Annotated in this window: 16 protein-coding genes; 3 read left to right on the top strand and 13 right to left on the bottom strand. The window is 44.9% G+C overall.

Annotated features, from left to right (window positions below; all coding sequences use genetic code 11):
- Window position 1 precedes the first annotated feature (1 nt).
- The 12 genes from crcB to ispF form a co-directional block, all read right to left on the bottom strand.
- Window positions 2-379: a fluoride efflux transporter CrcB gene (crcB, locus tag TH606_RS01265; protein ID WP_068540815.1), complete on the bottom strand. Its 378-nt coding sequence runs from the start codon at window positions 377-379 to the stop codon at window positions 2-4.
- Window positions 376-1,860 carry an ArnT family glycosyltransferase gene (locus TH606_RS01260; protein ID WP_068540813.1) on the bottom strand — a complete coding sequence of 495 codons (1,485 nt, stop codon included), beginning with the start codon at window positions 1,858-1,860 and terminating at the stop codon, window positions 376-378. The genes crcB and TH606_RS01260 overlap by 4 nt, the downstream gene beginning before the upstream one ends.
- Window positions 1,857-2,453, bottom strand: a complete 597-nt coding sequence (locus TH606_RS01255; RefSeq protein WP_197460479.1) for a phosphatase PAP2 family protein — start codon at window positions 2,451-2,453, stop codon at window positions 1,857-1,859. The genes TH606_RS01260 and TH606_RS01255 overlap by 4 nt, the downstream gene beginning before the upstream one ends.
- 438 nt (window positions 2,454-2,891) lie before the next feature.
- Window positions 2,892-4,250: a hypothetical protein gene (locus TH606_RS01250; RefSeq protein ID WP_157627828.1), complete on the bottom strand. Its 1,359-nt coding sequence runs from the start codon at window positions 4,248-4,250 to the stop codon at window positions 2,892-2,894.
- 589 nt (window positions 4,251-4,839) lie between these two features.
- A complete protein-coding gene (locus TH606_RS01245; protein ID WP_157627827.1) occupies window positions 4,840-5,697 on the bottom strand; it encodes a S66 peptidase family protein in 858 nt (285 codons plus the stop codon).
- Complete coding sequence (locus tag TH606_RS01240; RefSeq protein ID WP_068540804.1) at window positions 5,690-6,457, bottom strand: type III pantothenate kinase; 768 nt, start codon at window positions 6,455-6,457, stop codon at window positions 5,690-5,692. Before TH606_RS01240 ends, TH606_RS01245 begins: the two co-directional genes overlap by 8 nt.
- 1 nt (window position 6,458) lies before the next feature.
- Entirely contained in the window at window positions 6,459-7,265 is an 807-nt protein-coding gene (locus tag TH606_RS01235; protein WP_068540802.1) for a 50S ribosomal protein L11 methyltransferase, read from the bottom strand.
- Window positions 7,246-9,024, bottom strand: coding sequence for a M48 family metallopeptidase (locus TH606_RS01230; RefSeq protein WP_068540800.1), 1,779 nt, complete (start codon window positions 9,022-9,024; stop codon window positions 7,246-7,248). Before TH606_RS01230 ends, TH606_RS01235 begins: the two co-directional genes overlap by 20 nt.
- A 97-nt stretch (window positions 9,025-9,121) precedes the next feature.
- Window positions 9,122-10,633 carry an ATP-dependent helicase gene (locus TH606_RS01225; protein ID WP_068540797.1) on the bottom strand — a complete coding sequence of 504 codons (1,512 nt, stop codon included), beginning with the start codon at window positions 10,631-10,633 and terminating at the stop codon, window positions 9,122-9,124.
- Window positions 10,634-10,674: 41 nt separating this feature from the next.
- Complete coding sequence (locus TH606_RS01220) at window positions 10,675-11,523, bottom strand: transposase (protein ID WP_068540794.1); 849 nt, start codon at window positions 11,521-11,523, stop codon at window positions 10,675-10,677.
- 64 nt (window positions 11,524-11,587) lie between these two features.
- Window positions 11,588-13,396: an excinuclease ABC subunit UvrC gene (gene uvrC, locus TH606_RS01215; RefSeq protein ID WP_068540792.1), complete on the bottom strand. Its 1,809-nt coding sequence runs from the start codon at window positions 13,394-13,396 to the stop codon at window positions 11,588-11,590.
- Entirely contained in the window at window positions 13,389-13,862 is a 474-nt protein-coding gene (ispF, locus tag TH606_RS01210) for a 2-C-methyl-D-erythritol 2,4-cyclodiphosphate synthase (protein ID WP_068540922.1), read from the bottom strand. The genes uvrC and ispF overlap by 8 nt, the downstream gene beginning before the upstream one ends.
- 97 nt (window positions 13,863-13,959) lie before the next feature.
- Between ispF and TH606_RS01205 the strand changes: the two genes are divergently transcribed.
- The 3 genes from TH606_RS01205 to rpmB all read left to right on the top strand — a co-directional run bounded on the left by TH606_RS01205 (window position 13,960) and on the right by rpmB (window position 16,101).
- Window positions 13,960-14,208, top strand: a complete 249-nt coding sequence (locus TH606_RS01205) for a hypothetical protein (protein ID WP_068540789.1) — start codon at window positions 13,960-13,962, stop codon at window positions 14,206-14,208.
- Between the two features lie 238 nt (window positions 14,209-14,446).
- Window positions 14,447-15,823: a replicative DNA helicase gene (gene dnaB / locus TH606_RS01200; protein WP_068540919.1), complete on the top strand. Its 1,377-nt coding sequence runs from the start codon at window positions 14,447-14,449 to the stop codon at window positions 15,821-15,823.
- A gap of 80 nt (window positions 15,824-15,903) precedes the next feature.
- Entirely contained in the window at window positions 15,904-16,101 is a 198-nt protein-coding gene (gene rpmB / locus TH606_RS01195; RefSeq protein ID WP_068540787.1) for a 50S ribosomal protein L28, read from the top strand.
- Here the strand turns inward: rpmB and TH606_RS01190 are convergent.
- Window positions 16,098-18,281: a RelA/SpoT family protein gene (locus tag TH606_RS01190; protein WP_157627826.1), complete on the bottom strand. Its 2,184-nt coding sequence runs from the start codon at window positions 18,279-18,281 to the stop codon at window positions 16,098-16,100. The genes rpmB and TH606_RS01190 overlap by 4 nt on opposite strands.
- Between the last annotated feature and the right edge of the window lie 100 nt (window positions 18,282-18,381).

Genomic DNA, 18,381 nt, shown 5'->3' with positions numbered 1-18,381 from the left:
CCTAAATCAAAAAAGTTTTGGCTACCCATATACCAAGTCTTACTCCTATTAAACCTAAACTTAAACTTATTACCACGTTTAAAAAAGCAAGAAAAAACTGCCCACCTTCAAGCAAAGAGTTGGTTTCATAAGCAAAAGTAGAAAAAGTAGTGAAAGCACCTAGAAACCCTATGGCCAGAAACAGGCGCGTTTCTGGTGAAACCAAAAGTGTTTCACTGACAAGTGTCATTAAAAAGCCCAGGAAAAATGACCCGAGAACATTTACCAGTAAAGTGCCCAGAGGGAAGCGGGTAGAAAAATGCAAAGCCAGGCCAGATACCCAATATCTGGCCATAGCTCCCAAAAAACCACCTGCACCTACTAAAAGGTAGGTTTTCATCTTTTATCAAGGTATGGACAAGTCTTTAAATTATATCCCTTAAAAATAACAGCCCGTCGCTTTTTGCCAAATACATTTTTTTCATATTGGCCGAGAAAAACCACTTTGTCAAAGCAGGAAGAATATTTTTTGGCCTCTGCCTGCGAGGAGAGGACCAAAATGGCATTTTCCCCAAGCCTCTGGTGAAGGCCATCCCATAGGTCGTACTGGCTTTTTATGTAGCCCTGCCAGAAAGTATAGGTACGAGGCCTATCAGGCAGATAGAAAGCAAGCTCAGAGGCATAGTCTCGCCGCAGTGTAATTACCAGTTCCTGAGTTTTTCTTTCCTTTTGCACCCGGTCAGCAAAGTCGCGCCAGTCAGTAAATTTGTAAAGGAGCCTCTGGACCTTAGGCGGAAAGATCTCAGGCGTGCGTGCCAGCTGATAAGTGGCCAGCATAACCAGCATGCCGAGGATTACTCCCCCAAAAAACAGGCCCCGCAGCAAGCGCTTCTGGCTCGAGCTCCAGGCCCCTCGTAAAATCAAAGCCGAAAGCATAATAAAACCTGCTTCATAAAACGGGTAAGGCCAGTTAGCATTAACCTTTCTCAAAAAAGAAAGGGGCAGGACCAGGGCTAAAGGCAGGGCAGAAAATACAAAAAGAAACAAAAGTCTTTCATTTTGGCGCAACTTTTCTTTTACTAGAAATAAAGCAAAGACAAAAAGCATAAGGCCAAAAACTATCGGAGTGATAACTCCTGCCTGCTCTACCAGAAAGATAATGGGACCTAAAAAGTTAAGGCCTTCTTCTTCAAAGTGGTGAGAAGTGTGTTTAAAAGTAATCCAGCCGTGCCTGAAGTTCCATAGAAGGTTTGGAAAAATCATCAAAAAAACTATTAAAACTACCAGGTAAGGCTTGAAGCTTTTTAAAAGCGGTCGCTTTTCAGGGCTTACAGCCAGCCAGACAAAAAAGAAAAACAGAAAAGCCAGCATGGTTTGTTTGGTAAGAAGCCCCAGCCCTGCCACCAGGCCCAAAAAGAAAAAGTCTCTGGTCTTTTGGCTTTCAGCGGCTTGCCAGGCCAGGCAAAGGGCTAAAGCCCAGAAGGCAAAAAGGGGAGGGTCTATGGTCATCACAAAGCTATAGATGGCCGAAAGTGGGCTTGCCGCCGCGGCCACCATAGCCCAAAAACCGACTTTTTCATCAAAAAGGCGCTTACCAAGATAGAAAATAAAGGCGAGAAAGGCCGTGTGAAAAAGGGCCGCTGGCACGCGAATACCATACTCGCTTACTCCCAGAATATGTGTAGAAACATGAATGAGCCAGGCTATCATGGGAGGCTTACTGTAATAGCCCCAGGCAAGCTGCCTTGACCAGTCCCAGTAATAGGCCTCATCTGGCGAAAGATTAAGGCCTATCAGCTGGATAAAAGAAATACGCCCAGCTAAAAGCACCAATAGAATAAGACCTGCAGGACTAAAAAGAGAATTTAAAAAATTTTTCATTCTCTCAAAAGGCGCAGCACTGGTATCTTCCCAACTGCTCCAAAGAGATAGCCTATAAAAAAACCAAAAACAACATCAAAAGGATAATGCACCCCAAGATATATACGAGAATAAGCCACGGCCAGGGCAAAAAGCCAGAAAAGCCAGGATATACGGGGAAAAATTGCGGCCATTATGGTAGCGGCACAGGTTACGTTAGCCGCGTGACATGATGGCAAAGAGTAGCTTTTTGACCGGCCTTTAGGCTCTTTGGTTATATGCCATTTTTTCTGACCGTAGTTATAGACATAGACATCAGAATATACAGCCAATGGTCTCTGGCGCTGAAAAGAAGGTTTTAAGACTTCACCACAGGTAAAGTCAGTAGCCAAAACAGCCAGCCAGGTGAGAAGAGCGGCTAAAAGCCCTCGCCAGCGAAACTGATAGACGATAATGGCCCCGAAAAACAAGAAGAAAGCATAAATAAGCTTCTCCAGACTCATGTAAGGCATGAGAAAATCAAGGGCAGGATGCCTCTTATGATTGAGCCAGAAAAACAGGTCTTTATCAAGATTTGATAAGATTTTTATTATTTCCTCATGAATCGCCACCATAACGGCCATTATAATTTTCTATTCATATTTGAGGAGTATATTTTTGTTAAATTTTTTTCAAAAAATTCTCCCTTCCGACCCTTAAGCGTGACGATAAGGTAGTCATGGCAAGCCATATTTTCTTCCCAGTCATTGCGAGCGAAGCGAAGCAATCTCAGGTCCCTTCGCTACCGCTCGGGACAAGGATTACTTCATCGGCCCTTCGGGCCTCCTCGTAATGACAGGGAGAGGTCACTCACCGGCCTTTGGGCCTCCTCGGAGTGACAAGTTGGGAGTACTTCTCGCAGTGACAAATAAGGAAATCTGCTCCCCATAGTGACGAAAAGGGTCATTGCGATTCCTTCCCAGTCATTGCGAGCGAAGCGAAGCAATCTCTAAAGAACAAAATAAAAAGGGGAGCCAGACGGCTCCCCTTTTTAAAGGCAGGGCAAGATAACCTTAGAACTTGAACTTAACGCCAGTGCCCACATAGTAGAAGTCATCAGCATCACCGTCATTAGCAAGACCATTAAGGGCGTCACCAGCGATGAGATAGGTGCCTTCCACGCGGAGGCTTACGTTCTTGTTGTACTGGTAGTCATACCAGAAAGCAAATTCATAACCCATATCTTTATCTTTATGGGAGTTTCCACTATTGTCAGTCCACTCTACATCTTCAGCAGTACGGTGCCAGATGAAAGCGCCGCGGATTTTGCTCTTGTCGTCAATCTGATAAGTGCCATCAAGGATGAAACCAGTGTAACCATAGTGGGCAAAATAGGGAGCTTCACTAAAGAACATATCACAGTCGGCCAGCATGCTGTCTTTAAAGAAAGCAATGCCAATGGGCACGTCAACGTCAATGGATAGGAAGTTGTCAGCGTCTTCATCGTTAATGTCATCATCACCACTGGCGTAGGCTACGGTTCCAGTTACCTTGAACTGTTCGTTTACCTGGAAGCCAGCGGTCAAGCGGGCAAACCAGGCACTGCGGTCAACATCGTCCATATTTTCAATTTTGGTTTCACCGCCGAGGTAAATGAGGTCCCAGGCCAGCATAACAGGGTCAATGGTGGTGCTACCGGTGAAACCAATGTAGTAATCGCTAGGAGAAGCAGGATTTCCAGCAACAGTAAAGCCATTGTCCTGCATGTCGTGGTAAATGAAGAAGCCGCCAAGGGTGGTCTTGTCATCTACTTTGTAGTCAGCCTTAAGCACCCAGGCTTCACTGCCGTCAAGCAGCGCATTGTTGTCAGCTTCTACGCGGTAAAAACCAGCCATGAGCTTGAGGCAGTCGTCTTTATAGTGGTAGGTAAGACCAGGAGCGGTTTCAGTCCACACCCAGGTGTTAATCTTGGTGGGCTGAAGGCCAACACGCACATAACCAGGAAGGCCAAAAGGCTCAAGCTTAAACTGGGTATAGACAAAACGGGTCTCCACGTTTCTACCATCACCAGAGTAGGAAAAACCATTACCTCCATCACCCCAGCCAACAGTACCTACTTCCTGGCCCCAGACGAGCTTGGCCAGGCCGTCGTCAGTCATCACCTCAGCGCGGAAACGGGCTTTGGTTAAACCGTACCAGCCGCTGAGTTCATCAGTATAGGTGGGAAGACCTTTTTTAACTCCATACACATCTCCATAAACCGGAAGATAATAGTTACTTTTACCAGAAGGCTGATGCACTGTAAAAATGTCATTGTTGTTGCCGGCTCCTACCAGGTTCCACATAACACCGTGGAACTTCACCTCTACGGCATACGCCCCACTACACAACAAAAAGAACGCCGCCAAAACCATCAAAAGCTTCTTACCCATGTCTACCTCCTCCTTTATTTTTCTGAATTTTTTAATGCCTAAAATTTCCACTGTTATGCCTTTTATAGGCCATCTACCCTTCATTTGTCAACTAAAAATTATTGAAATTTTGCGACAAAACGCACAAGCTCTCTGAGCTCAGTTGAATTATTGACACTTCTTCGGCTAAAAGCAAGACAAACTTAATTCAAATATTTTGAACATCTTTTAAAGTTTTTCTTTTAGAGGCCGAGTTATTGAGACTGCTTCGTCGCGCTTACGCGCTCCTCGCAGTGACAGTGAAAAAAGACTCCCAGCAGTGACAATGGAGAAAAGCCTCCTCGCCGTGACAAAAGAGATGGCCTCCTCGCCGTGACAACAGCGGACAATAGGACAGGGGGAAGGCACTTCTCGCAGAGACTGTAGTTTTTATCAAGCACTTTAAGCTTTTTTGTAATATTGTTTGCTTCCAAGCTCTATACTCCTGTGGAATTATGCCCCCTGCCCTTTTTATAAGGTGAGGAATAGTTCCCTTCCCTCGAAGGGGAAGGTTAGGAGGATTGTTTGCTCCTCCGTCAGGGGCTAAGCGTTCCTTACCGGGCTTAACCCCCTAAAATTTCTGTAGCAAAAAAGACTGGCCAGAACTTGCCAGAAGACTTGAGCTTGCACCAATGAAAAGGGGATAGTTCTTTATACCGTGGCCCACAGGGAGACCAGCCAGTATTGGCCCGTTAAAAACTTCTAGAAATAGAGGCTTAATCTCCTGATAGCTGACCCCTTTAAACTCGCCCAGCAATAGACCTGAAATTTTTTTAAAAACCCCAGCGTGATACAACTGGGTAATAAGACGGTCCAGGCGATAAAGGTCTTCATTTACTTCTTCCAGAAAAAGAAGCTTTCCCGAAAAGTCAGGCGCCCAGCGGCTCCCAAGAAGGCTTACCAAGGAAACCAGGTTTCCGCCAATTAATATCCCCTGCGCCTCCCCTTCCCGCCACACCTCTCCTGTTAGAAAGATATTTTTCCCGCGTAAAAGGACGTTTTTTAACACCGCCAGAGTGCAAAGGCTTGTTTCAAAAAGGGAAGCCACCACCGGGGCATGGAGCGTAACCAGGCCAAAACGCGTGAAAAAGTAGTTTAAAAGGATACTTACGTCACTAAAGCCAATTATCCAGACAGGCCTTACTCTTTCAACGAGCTCGTCAAGTAAAGGTAAAAGCCGCAGAGAACCATAGCCCCCGCGCGAGGCCCAGAGAAAGGAGTAAGGCTTTTCAAGCAAGGAGGCCAGTTCAAAGGCCCTTTCTTCGTCTCTTCCCGCAAGATAACGGCATTTCTTAAAAGGGTTAACGTCTATCTCAAGGCCCCAGGTTTTTAGAAAGGCAACTCCCTTGCTAATCTTTTCTTTATCAGGAACACTGGCCGGAGAAAAGACGGCTCCTCTTGCACCTCTAAAAAGAACAGGATTATCCATTTTTTCTTTTAAACCAAATGACAAGCCCTTCTAAAGTCAGGTTTGGTTCTACCTCCTCTATTTGTAAAGATAGTTTGGCCATGAGCCCGGCCAGCCCGCCCGTGGCTATAACACGGGGTTTTCGCTCAAACTCCCTGGCCATACGGGCAATAAGCCCGTCAGTTAAAGCGGCAAAACCCAGAAGGACGCCACTTTTCATGGCAGAGATGGTATCTTTCCCGATTACCTCTTTTGGAACTTTAGAAAGCTCCATCCTGGGGAGCTTTGAGGTCTTCTTGAAAAGGGTTTCCGCCGCCGCCATCACCCCTGGCGCTATAGCCCCTCCAAGGTATTCTCCCTTTTCAGATATGCAATCAAAAGTAGTGGCCGTGCCGTAGTCAACAATTATCAGGCTCTGGCGATACTTATGCCAGCCAGCCAGGGCATTTAACACCCTGTCCACCCCAACCTCACAAGGATATCGTAGCTTTATAGGAATTCCTATTTCTTCTGGAGTGGCAAGGTGGGTGTCTTTAACGCCGTAAAGAGAGGCCATTTCCTGCCAGGTCTTAGTAAGAGGGGGCACCACTGAGCCTATAAGAATATGCTCTACGTCTCTAAGGCCCTTTCCCCTTAAACCGAGCAGGCCGTTTAAGCGTAAAGCTAACTCGTCAGGGGTTTGATTAAGGTCAGAATAAAGACGAAAACGAAAAAGTAGCCTATCTTCGTTAAAAAAAGCACAGGTGGTATTGGTGTTCCCTATGTCAACGGCCAGAATCACCTTAGACCTCGTTTTCCACAAACCAGATTACCCAGCCATCCTGCTCTTCCCGGCCTTTTATCCGGGCTTTAGGCCAAAGGGCCCTCTTAAGTTCCTCCTCCATGGCCGGAGAAAACCCTGAAAAAAGATAATAACGATTATTCCAGAAAGATGGAAGGCCGAAAAGGTCAAGCAAAAGGCCTTTGAAGAGATTGCCGATTACCAGGTCAGCCTCAAAGGGAACAAGCTTTTTAACGTCTTCACAAACCACGGTGGCCTGCTTTTCAAGCTGGTTTAAGGCCAGGTTCTTGCGGGTAAGGGCCACACAAAGGGGATTAAAGTCCGCCGCAAAGACCTGAGCCCCAAGGCTGGCCGAGAGGAGAGATAGAAGGCCTGCCCCGCAGCCAAGGTCAGCCACCTTTTTAAAAGGCCCGTACTGCTGCCACAGCTTGTATATCCAGGAAAGGCATAGTTTGGTGGTGGGGTGATTACCCGAACCAAAAACCACACCTGGATCAAACTTAAGCCCGGGGCCCTCGTCCCAGAGCGGTCTTAAAATAATGTCTCCCAACTTAAGGGGCCCAATCTTTCGGCCTTCACCCCATTCGTCGTAAGAGACCCGAGCTTTATCTTCTATGGTAAGGCCAAGATCCTTTGCCAGGCGCTCAAGCAGGGCGTCTTTGGGCTTATGGAAGAATACAATGGCCAGGCCATCTTCTTCCCAGCAGCCGATAAAGTCTTCATCGTCAATTTCGTGAAGCGCAGGATGCTTGCGGTCAAAAGAATAAAGATAAAGTTGATGATATTTTTTATGGGAGCCTCTTAGCATGGCAAAATCTTTCCTTTTGCTGGAAATAATAATCAATATTGTGGTAATAGTCAGTAGCAAGCTCGGCTCTTCTTGCCGCAAGAGTAGCGTAAAGACACGCCCTCTCGGGATTACCATTTACAAACCAGGCCTCAGCCAGGGTATCCAGATGAACAGCCGTAAGTTTTTGGGCCGTGGCTTTCTGGGCCAGTTTTAAGGCCTCCTTAGGATTTCTCAGGGCTTTATCCTTGCTAGTAGCTAAAATCCAGGCCATGTTGTTTAAAATTTCAGGGTCTTCTTCTAGGGCTATAGCTTTTTTATACCAGGCTAGGGCTTCCTTTTCACGCCCGAGTTCGTAAGCCACGTGCCCAAGCAGGGCAAAAACGCGAGTGGTTCCAAAAACTCGGGCTTCTTCCAGGAGTTCTCCGTAAGAAAGGTTTAGTTTGGCTTTCTTTTCTAAATTTTCAAGGGAGAGGCGAGAAAAAATCCCCATCAAAAGGGCTGCCAACAGCAGATAAGTTATCAGGCACAGTTTCACCTTGCGGTGATGTTTTTTTATAAGAGAGGGATCTTTTTCCGCTGCCAGGAGAAAATTTATTCTTTGCCTGATGCTGAAGTGGTGCCAGCTGGGAACGTCTTCGGTGTGCCCTGAGATAGCCGCTATTTTTTGGAAGGCCCTGATAAGGCCCTGAGCAGTGCCCAGACTCTCCAGGCAATAGAGGTCTGCCTGGCGTTCAAAGTTCCTGAGGAAAAACCCCAACAAAAAGCGAAAGTAAAACACTACACTTAAAGCCAGACCAACGGTAAGTAAGGCTTCAGGTAAAAGTAAGTTCTCCCCACCCCATAACACCAGCCAATCTGGACGAGGGAAATAAGCCAGAAAAGCAAGATAAAGGGGCATAAAGGCAAAATAAACAATCAGGCTGAAGAGAACAAAAAAGGTAAGCAACCAGAACATGTGATGGCGTTTGATATGGCCTACCTCGTGGGCTACTACTGATAGGACCTCTGCTTCTTCAAGGGTGGCCAGAAGGCCTTTTGATATTAAGAGATAACGAAAGCGAGGCACTACCCCGATGATACCTGCGGTTAAAAGCTTGCCTCTAAAAGTCTCCCAGAGATAAATACCTCCCAGACGAGCCTTTTCGCGCTGGAGATATTCTTCAATAACCCTCCTTATATTACTGGTGGGGAAGGGTTTACATTCCCAGGTTTTTACCGCTAGAGGCGGCATGAGAATACTAATAGCTCCCAGAAAACAGCCGAAGTAAAGGAGCTCGCCATAAAGGCCTTGACTCAAAGAAAAATAAGGCTCAAGAACGGCGAAAACGGCATTTACCATGAGCCAGGGTAGTAAAAAAGGAAAAAGAAGTTTGAGATGGGAGAGGACATAAGCGGAAACAGAAATATTAATGAGTGGGCTTCTTTTCTCGTAAAAGGCCGCCACTGTCCAGATAATTATGAGATAGTGAAGAAAAAGTATTATGCCAGCTATATCTTTAAAAAAAGCCGCTTTTGAAGGGATAAAAGCCGGAACTTCCAGTACTATAACATCCAAAACAAAACAACCAAAAGCAACGAACTTAAGAAAAGTCTGCGTGCTGATAAAGTCTCTGGCGCTGTAAGCTCGCTTGAATTTGTTAATAGCAAGGGTTATCAGGAAGGCCTCTTTTAATAGCCAGGCTAAAATGATTTCTGGCAAGGGGAGGGTAGCCTCAGCTGGCCAGCTGGAAAAAAGTAAGATGGCTAATATCAGGTATATGGCGTCCGTATATAGCACAAAAAGTGATTATAACTGATTCTTAACAAAGTCGAATAAGGGACAGGCGAAAAAATTGTCGCCTGTCCCTAAATTGTCGCCTGTCCCTTAAAATCCCTTAAAATAATTTTTTCTGGCGGGGCTTGGATTTAGTTTTATTTTGAGTTTTTTCTGCTAGAGGAAGGGGTTTTAAAAAAGGGCTCACTTTCCCTGAAAGTTTACGGCCATAAAGAGAACGCCCAGTTTTAACCCAGGTAAAATAAAAAGTTTCCTGAGCTCGGGTTAACGCTACATATGCAAGGCGTTTTTCTTCACCTAGGTCATAGTCATCTAAAAGAGTAAAAGGTATAAGGCCTTCTTGAGCTCCAACTAGAATGACCACTTTAAACTCAAGCCCTTTGGCCTCGTGAATGGTAAGAAGTGGAACACCGTCTTTTTTTAGAGAAATGTTTGCCAAGGTTTTTAGCATTTCCAGATGAAACAGAAAGTCTTCTAGGCCCTCACTTTTGGAATAGGCATCTTTAACATATGAAGGACTTTCAACTAAAAAAGGTTCTAAGTCTTTTAAACTAGCCGCTTTTTTAGCCAAATCTGTCAAACGAGAAATCATAGAAATTTCTTCATTTAGGTTCTCAGAGGGGATTTGAAAAGGTATACCCGCTGCAAGAAAGGCTTCTTTTATTGGTTTAAGTATGGCCCTTACCCGAGAAAGGATAGCTATTTCTACCGGGGCAAGCCCTTGTCTGCTGACTTCCATCTGAAGGCCACCTAGTAGCTCTCCCACTAACTGGGCCACTCCCTTGGCCTCATTAAATGGCCTGGCAAAAGGAAAGCCCAAAAGCTTTCCACCATTTTGGGTAGATTCAAGCGGTTTTACGGGAAAACCTTCTGTTTCTCTAAGCCTTTCAGCAAAAGAGAGAATATTTTTAGGAACACGATAGCTCTTCCGCAAAAAATAAACCCGTAGTGAAAGATAATCTACAAACTCTTTGACTATCTGGGGACAGGCACCGCGAAATCCGTAAATAGCCTGAGCAGGATCACCTACTAGAAAAAACTCAGCCTGGTTAAAGGTTTTCAAAAATTGAATAAGTTCAGCGTTAAGATCCTGAAATTCGTCTATCAAAAGATGAACATTTTCTTGTTCAAGAAAATGACCTTTTGTTTCTCTGAGAAGTAAAGAAAAGTCATATAAATCATTGACCTTTAAAGCTTCCTGCCAGATAGAAACCAGTTCCTGATGGCCTTTTTCTAAGCCTTTCACAAACTTTTGAGGAGAAAGGCTAAGCTTTCCCGAAAGCTTTTTTATAATAGGCTTGAGTTCTTTTTCGCTGGCAATACGCGGTCTTATCCCCTTGGCCTTTAAAAGCTCATATGCCAAAGCGTGGAAGGTATCTATTTTTACGCCTTTTAGGCCCAAATCAGCTGCTTTTTTCTTGAGTTCTTGAGCTGTTTTGATAGTAAAGGTGAGGATAAAAATTTTTTGAGGCGGAACGCCTTTTTCAAATAAATGAAGAGCTTTGGCCAGAAGTACTCTGGTTTTACCTGCGCCTGGGCCTGCCACAACCAGGGTGTTACCTTCTGCTCTAACTGCCTGCTCCTGGTATTTATCAAGAGAAATCTGCAGCATGAAGAGATATTACCTGAGAAAAAGCTTTTGGGCAGCAAATTTTAAAAAGAGTACATTTTGAGACCAGGAATAAAATGTTCTCGCTTTTTGGAAAAGTAATTTTTAACTTCTTTTTTGGTGTCATCTATGAAATATTTAGAACCAATAATTAAGCTTTCTGTAAAATAACGCATTTTATAAGTAAATTGCCTGGCTTTGCTAAGTTTAGTAGGTTCCCCTATTCCGCCTTTTCCGTACACAAATTCCCGATAAAGCTTGAATTTTTCCTTTTCTGACTTTTGGGCATATGAAGAAAGCCCAAGATTAAGCGAAAGGAAGTTTTTGCCTGTCCCTCTTCTTGCCCTGTATCCCAGCGAGCACCAGCGGTAGTGTTCTGGTTTTTCCACAATTCCAGCACGCACCGGGTTTAGCTCTATGTAAGCCAGGCAATTGAGCAAAGCCTCACCGGTTTCTACGATTACGGACTTGAACCTGTCAGCCCAGAAATATCCCTTCCGGTCAACCCGCTTGTTGTACCAGCGTGAAAAGCGCTGCTTTATATCTTGGACATAGCGAGAAAGATTCCCGAGTCTTGCCCGCCATTTCTTGATTAACTCTTCGTAGAAGAAGATTTTGCGCTTTGGGCCGTAGTATAGCTTTATACGTTGTTTTACTTCTTCGTCGGAGAACTGGTCTTCTGGGAGCATACGGCAGAGGAGGTGGAAGTGATTGCCCATGATGGCAAAGCCGTAAACTTCCACGAAATAGACCTGAGAAAGCCAGCGGATAAGATGTAATAAGTAGTCCTTTTCTTCTGGGCTGAGGACATCATGGCCAGGAAGAGCGGTGCGGGAGATGACATGATAGGCGGCCTTGGGATGATTGGTAAGCAGACGAGGAATTCTTGGCATAAGACCCTCCTAAAAATTTTTTCGCCTGTCCCTTTTATCGGTATCGGGAAAAAACAACCCGGGCTTAAATTTTTTCGCCTGTCCCCAGAACTTGTTTTATCTTTTGGGCTACTTTGAGGTTGAAACCGGGAAGGTTAGCTATCTCGTCAATATTTGCTTCTTTTATTCTTTCAATGCTTCCGAAGTGCTCCAGAAGTCTCTTTTTTCTTTTAGGACCAACACCGGGTATCTGGTCAAGAAGAGACTCAAAAGCTATCTTTTTACGCCTTTTACGGTGGGAACTTAAGGCAAAACGATGGGCCTCGTCTCTTATCCTTTGAAGAAAACGTAGTACTTCCGCCTGGCGAGCCAGTTTTAAAGGGTTTTTGCGGTTGGGGATATAAATTTTTTCGCCTTCTCTCTCCCTCTCTTTGGCCAGGGCACAGAAATCCACTTCTTTTAAGAGCCCTAATTCCTCGGCAGCTGCCAACGCCGCTTGAAGCTGCCCCTTTCCACCGTCTATAAGCATAAGGTCTGGAAGGTCTTTTTCAGCAAGCCTTCTATTAAGGTGCCTTAATACGGTTTCATAAATCATGGTGTAGTCATCAGGGCCTTTCACACTTTTTATATGATAGCGACGGTAGTAGTTTTTATCTTCCTGCCCCTCCCAAAAGGACACCACCACCCCTACTGGCAGTTCTCCCTGAATATTAGAGATGTCCACCCCTTCTACCCGTAAGGGAGCTTTTTTAAGACGCAAGGCAAGGGCAAGCTTTTCCGCAAGCTCTTCATAGGGCCGCTCCCCTGCCAGGCGAGCGGCCAGGGCTTCTCTGGCATTTTTCCCAGCCATTTCTAGAAGCTCTTTTTTAGGACCTCGTTTAGGCACCTTTATGATAACTTTGTGCTCAGCAAGCTCCGTTAACCATTCTTCAATAAGCTCCCTATCAGCTGGCTCACAGGGAAGTAAGATCTCGTGGGGGATATACTTGCCTTCATCATAAAATTGTTGAATCAAAGAGGCATAAAGTTCTTCCTTTTCAGTATTAAGACGACTCAAGTTAAAAGTTTTTTTCCCAAGCAATACCCCTGAGCGAATAAAAAGAACAGCGCCAGATATTTTGTCTCCCTGAGAAGCCAGGGTAAAAACATCAAGGTCTTCATCCCTGGGAAGATTTACGGCCTGGGCTTCCAGTGTGCGTTCAATAGCCAAAATACGGTCTCGTAAAACCGCGGCTTTTTCAAATTCAAGGTTTTCCGCGGCTTTCTCCATCTCCTGATAAAGAGTTTTCAAAAGTTCATTAGCCCGGCCTTTCAAAAAAGCAACTGCCCCTTCTACTATTTTTTGATAGTCTTCAGGAGAAATTAGCCCTACACATGGAGCTTTACAGCGACCAATCTGATAATAAAGACATGGCCGTTCCCGACGGTTAAATTCAGCGTTTGAACAACGCCTTAAAGGGAAAAAGCGCGAAAGAAACTTAAGAGTCTGCCTCACAGCACCAGCCGAAGGGTAAGGCCCAAAGTAAAGGGCATTATCTTTACGCCGCCTTCTTACCACGCTAAGCCGCGGGAACTTATCTTTAAGGGACAGGCGAAGTAAAGGATAAGCTTTATCATCGCGCAAGATAACGTTATAACGTGGCCGATATTTTTTGATGAGATTGGCCTCAAGCACCAAAGCTTCTTTTTCGCTGCGGGTAACAATGGTCTCTAGCTCTTCGGTTTTGGCCAGGAGAACACGGGTTTTATAAGACTCGCTAGATCGTAAGTAACTCTGTAGCCGTTTCCTCAGGTTTTTGGCCTTTCCTACATAGAGCACTTCGCCCTTAGAAGTTTTGAATAAATAGACTCCCGGTTCCGTAGGGGCCTTTTGAATTAACTCCTGATCAAGCATGGGTGATAAGGGCCACTGCGTAGGCAGCTATACCTTCACCGCGGCCGGTAAACCCCAACTTTTCGGTGGTTTTTCCTTTTATATTAATAGCTGCTAACGGACAACCAATAACCTGGGCAAGTTTTTCTTTCATGGCCGTACGATACGGACTAATCTTGGGTTTTTCTGCCACAATAGTAAGGTCAGCGTTTACAAATTTAAAGCCATTTTGAGAAAGCATTTTGATTACTTCTTCAAGAAGAATAAGGCTAGAAACGCCGCGATATTTTTCATCACTATCAGGGAAGTGCTCACCGATATCTCCCAGGCCAGCCGCTCCTAAAAGGGCGTCTATTAAAGCGTGGGTAGCTACATCAGCGTCAGAATGTCCAAGAAGTCCAAGATGGTAAGGTATCTCTACCCCACAGAGAATCAGTTTTCGTTCAGGAGCAAAACGATGAACATCAAAACCAAAACCAACTCGCATGAAAAGAAATTTATAGTGAAAAACAGGGACAGGCAAATTTTATTTATGGCACATTCTTTGCTTCTAAAAATGGTAAATCCCAATAAGGAGGTTAGCCATGAAAGATTTGCTTAAAAAAGGATTGGCAGCGACGTTTGCTTTGGGGTTGTTTTTAGTCCCACCTGTTTTTGCTGGCAAAGGCAAGGGGGGAAGAGGAGATTGTGATAGGGATCGTATTCAACAGAAACTACAGGATTGTGACTACACTCAAGATCGCTTACATCTTCGTGATAGGGACATGGACAAGGATAGTCTTTTAGACAGAGATCAGGACAGGGATAGAGATAGGGACAGAATTCACTGGTAGAAAGCTTTAAAATTTGATAATCACTTATATAAGTCCAAAAGAGCCCGCTTCATTTAAGAAGCGGGCTCTTTATTTTTACTTCGCAAAATTTTTGCTTTTTTCGCTCAATTTAATTCAAGAAAAATTTTTTCGTAAAAAATGTCGAACTGACAACCATTGTCGAAAATTCAATTTGATCTTTTCTTATCAGATAGGTCAGGTAAACTTTTATCATCATCAAATTGAGGAAGGTCAGTTCATGCCCCGAGCTAGAAAAAGAGAACAATTATTTGATAGAGTTCCACCTCAAGACTTAGAAGCAGAAAAATGCGTTTTAGGAAGCATTTTTTTAGATAACCATGCCCTTCTTAAAGTGGTTGAATTCCTAAGTCCTGGAGATTTTTATCGGGCTGCCCATGGGGCCATTTATCGCACTATGCTTGAACTTTTTAATCGCAACGAACCTATTGATTTAGTCACTGTACACGCTGCTCTTAAAGAAAGAGACTTGCTTGAACAGGTAGGAGGGGCCGCTTACCTGGCGGAGCTGGCTGAGCTTGTACCTACCGCGGCAAACGTTGTTTATTACGCCAACATCGTCCGTGAAAAATCTATCTTGCGGCGGCTTATCATGGCCAGCACCGAAATCGTCACCCGTTGTTACGAAGGCACAGACCCGGTAGATGACCTCCTGGAAGAGGCAGAGCGAGCCATCTTTGAAATCAGAGCTCAGGGGAATAAACGTAGTTTCTTCCCCATTAAAGAAGTTATCAAAGACGCTGTTCTCCAGATTGAACAACTCCATCAGCGCCGTGAAGAAGTAACAGGTGTCCCCACGGGTTTTTACGAGTTTGACCGCCTGACCGCAGGGTTACAAAATTCCGACCTCATAATAGTAGCAGGCCGCCCCAGTATGGGAAAAACATCTTTCGCTTTAAACATCGCCCATCACGCCGCGGTGGAAAACAGCATACCAGTAGCCATTTTTTCTCTTGAAATGTCAAAAGAACAGCTTGCTATGCGCATGCTTTGCGCCGATGCCCGGGTTGATGCCCAGGCCCTGCGCACGGGAAGACTTACTGATGCTGACTGGCAACGGCTTACTTATGCCGCCAACAGGCTTTCCAAAGCCCCAATTTTTATTGATGATACCGCGGCCATCAGCGTGTTAGAGCTTAGAGCCAAGGCCAGGCGTCTCATGGCAGAGCATGGTCTTGGCCTTATCATTATAGACTACCTTCAGCTTATGCGCGGTAAGGAACGCCGCGAACGCCGTGAACAGGAAATCTCTGAAATTTCAAGCTCACTTAAGGCCATGGCCAAAGAATTGAATGTTCCGGTGGTAGCGCTTTCACAGCTAAACAGGCGTGTGGAAGAACGGCCCGATAAAAGGCCACAGCTCTCAGACCTTCGTGAATCAGGAGCTATTGAGCAAGATGCCGATGTTATTCTTTTTATCTACCGTGATGAGGTTTATAAAAAAGACACCTTAGATAAAGGAGTGGCTGAGATAATTATTGGCAAGCAAAGAAACGGCCCCACAGGCGTGGTGCGTCTGGCCTTTCTTTCTCAATATTCTACTTTTGCCAACCTTGACGAAGACCACCAGCCTGCTATGGCCGCTGAGGTTTTTTAGAAAAGCTTGTCAAGGCTTGGGGTTTTGAGTATAAATTGGCCGTTACTGAAGGTTTCTAGTTCTTATAAGGAGGGTTTACCATGTCTAAAATTTGTGAAGTTTGCGGAAGAAGGCCTCATACTGGACACCAGATAAGCCATTCGGCCAAGCGTTCCGGCCGCTGGTGGTATCCCAACATTCAGCGAATTCGGGTGAAACTTCCTAATGGCCAGGTAAAAAGAATGAAAGTCTGCACCCGTTGCATTAAGTCCGGTAAGGTACAAAAAGCTGTCAGCTAGGCGGTTTTCCTTTCTACGCGGATAACCCCTTCAATTTGCTTTACAGCGGCCATAATTTTATCCAGATGGGCCCTGTTTGAAACCTCAACCACAAAGTCAAATAGGGCCCGCTGGTCTTTAGTGGTGCGCAAGTTGGCTTCAAGAATATTGGCTTCCTGAGAACTGATAGCACTTGATACTGAAGCCAGCATTCCTTTGCGGTCAAGAGTAATTACCCAGAGCTTGGCGGTATAAGTAGCCCCATCACTTGAATCCCATTTGATGTCTATTAAGCGTTCAGGGTCAAGCCCTTCAAGGTTAGGACAATCTGCCCGGTGGACAGTAATGCCACGGCCGCGGGTAATATAGCCTACCACTTCGTCTCCAGGAAGCGGCTTACAGCACTTACTCAGGTGAAAAAGCATGTCTCCGCTTCCGTCAACTGAAATGGAATCAGGAACCTTTGAGACAGTTTGTTTTTTCTTGATTTTTATAAGTTCTTCTTCAGATGGCGGAGGGGCCTCTTCTTTTTGTTTTTCGTGTAAATATTTTTTGACTACCTGTTGAGGTGTTACCTTGCCATAACCTACGGCAATTATCAGTTCTTCAACGGTTTTAAAAGAAAGTTTCTGGGCTACTTCCTGAGCTATTTCATCTTCCATAAAAGACGAAAAGGTAAGCTTGGCTTTACGAAATTCTCGGTCAAGAATTTCTTTGCCAGCGGCAAAGATGCGCTGTTTTTCCTCCTGTTTAAGCCACTGTTTGATGCGGCTTTTGGCCCGGCTGGTCTTGACAAACTTCAGCCAATCCCGGCTGGGTTTTTGCTGGCTGGTAGTAACAATCTCAACGATATCGCCAGTTTGAAGTTCATAATCAAGGGGCACCAGACGGCCGTTTACTTTGGCCATAGCACAATGATGGCCTACTTCCGTATGAATAGCATATGCAAAATCAATGGGAGTTGAACCTACAGGAAGCACTTTTATATCACCATCAGGGGTGAACACATAAACTTCATCAGGAAAAAGGTCCATTCGGAGAGATTCAATAAAATCACGCGGGTTTTTGAGCTCTTTTTGGAGTTCTACCAGACGTTCAAGCCATTCCAGTTGCTTGTGTTTGCCTGTCCCGGCGTTTATGATTTTTTGCTCTTTGTAGAGAAAGTGAGCCGCAATACCTTCGTTAGCAATACGGTCCATCTCTTCTGTACGAATCTGGATTTCCATCTGCCGTCCACCTGGACCAATAACCGTAGTATGAAGGGATTGATACATATTGGGCTTAGGGAGATTTATGTAATCTTTAAAACGGCCGGGAATGGGCTTCCAGAGAGAATGAATAATACCCAAGACCTCGTAACATTCTTTAACTTTTTTTACGATAACGCGCAGACCGATAATGTCATAAATAAGATATAGCTGGTCAATGGCCAGGTTATTACGCTGGAGTTTACGAAAGATGCTATATAAATGCTTACGCCGGCCAAGTACCCTCCCCTCAATTCCTTCTTCTGCCAGTTTTTCTTGAATTATCTTTTTTATCTCGTCGATGAAGTCCTGCCGGGCGGCTACGACCTTTTCTACCTCTTCGCGAAGGGCTTTATATTCTTCAGGATAAAGATACATGAAAGACAAGTCTTCTAATTCTTGTTTGAGCCAATCTATACCAAGGCGGCTGGCAAGAGGAGCATATATATCAAGGGTTTCCTGGGCAATGCGCCGACGCTTGTGGTCTGGCATGAACTCAAGGGTTTTCATATTATGCAGGCGGTCAGCAAGCTTTACCAGAATAACCCGTAAATCCTTGGCCATGGCCAGAAGCATTTTGCGGAAGTTTTCCGCCTGCTTATGCACCTTGCTGCGGACTGAAAGATGGGTAATTTTAGTAACCCCATCTACTATCTCAGCCACCGTGGGGCCAAAGTGTTTCTTTATGTCTTCAATGGTGATGTCTGTGTCTTCAACAGTATCGTGTAAAAGTCCTGCCGCTATGGTGGGAATATCAAGCTTCATCTGGGCCAGGATATAAGCTACCGAAAGCGGATGAGCCAGATAAGGTTCCCCAGAGCGCCTGACCTGGCCGGCATGGGCCTTGGCCGCAAAAACATAAGCCTTTTCTACTAACCTGGTGTCTGCCCCAGGAAGATAGGATTGAATCTGGTCCAGAATATCACTTAAACGAACAATATAATTAGTCCCCATTAGTCCAACTTTAAAATTATTCTTTTTTTATAAAGATAGCACTTTTAGTCTTAAAAAGGTAGGGATAAACAGGTAGTATTTCAGTAATTGTGTCCGAAAA

Source organism: Thermodesulfatator autotrophicus (genome assembly GCF_001642325.1).
Taxonomy (GTDB): Bacteria; Desulfobacterota; Thermodesulfobacteria; order Thermodesulfobacteriales; family Thermodesulfatatoraceae; genus Thermodesulfatator; species Thermodesulfatator autotrophicus.
The sequence above is the reverse complement of the archived record's forward strand: the minus strand, read 5'-3'. Positions and strand labels throughout refer to the sequence as shown.

Coding starts and splice junctions, on each gene's coding strand:
- crcB (WP_068540815.1), bottom strand. CDS start 379: ATGAAAACCTACCTTTTAGTAGGTGCAGGTGGTTTTTTGGGAGCTATG.
- TH606_RS01260 (WP_068540813.1), bottom strand. CDS start 1,860: ATGAAAAATTTTTTAAATTCTCTTTTTAGTCCTGCAGGTCTTATTCTA.
- TH606_RS01255 (WP_197460479.1), bottom strand. CDS start 2,453: ATGGTGGCGATTCATGAGGAAATAATAAAAATCTTATCAAATCTTGAT.
- TH606_RS01250 (WP_157627828.1), bottom strand. CDS start 4,250: ATGGGTAAGAAGCTTTTGATGGTTTTGGCGGCGTTCTTTTTGTTGTGT.
- TH606_RS01245 (WP_157627827.1), bottom strand. CDS start 5,697: ATGGATAATCCTGTTCTTTTTAGAGGTGCAAGAGGAGCCGTCTTTTCT.
- TH606_RS01235 (WP_068540802.1), bottom strand. CDS start 7,265: ATGCTAAGAGGCTCCCATAAAAAATATCATCAACTTTATCTTTATTCT.
- TH606_RS01225 (WP_068540797.1), bottom strand. CDS start 10,633: ATGCTGCAGATTTCTCTTGATAAATACCAGGAGCAGGCAGTTAGAGCA.
- TH606_RS01220 (WP_068540794.1), bottom strand. CDS start 11,523: ATGCCAAGAATTCCTCGTCTGCTTACCAATCATCCCAAGGCCGCCTAT.
- uvrC (WP_068540792.1), bottom strand. CDS start 13,396: ATGCTTGATCAGGAGTTAATTCAAAAGGCCCCTACGGAACCGGGAGTC.
- ispF (WP_068540922.1), bottom strand. CDS start 13,862: ATGCGAGTTGGTTTTGGTTTTGATGTTCATCGTTTTGCTCCTGAACGA.
- TH606_RS01205 (WP_068540789.1), top strand. CDS start 13,960: ATGAAAGATTTGCTTAAAAAAGGATTGGCAGCGACGTTTGCTTTGGGG.
- dnaB (WP_068540919.1), top strand. CDS start 14,447: ATGCCCCGAGCTAGAAAAAGAGAACAATTATTTGATAGAGTTCCACCT.
- rpmB (WP_068540787.1), top strand. CDS start 15,904: ATGTCTAAAATTTGTGAAGTTTGCGGAAGAAGGCCTCATACTGGACAC.
- TH606_RS01190 (WP_157627826.1), bottom strand. CDS start 18,281: ATGGGGACTAATTATATTGTTCGTTTAAGTGATATTCTGGACCAGATT.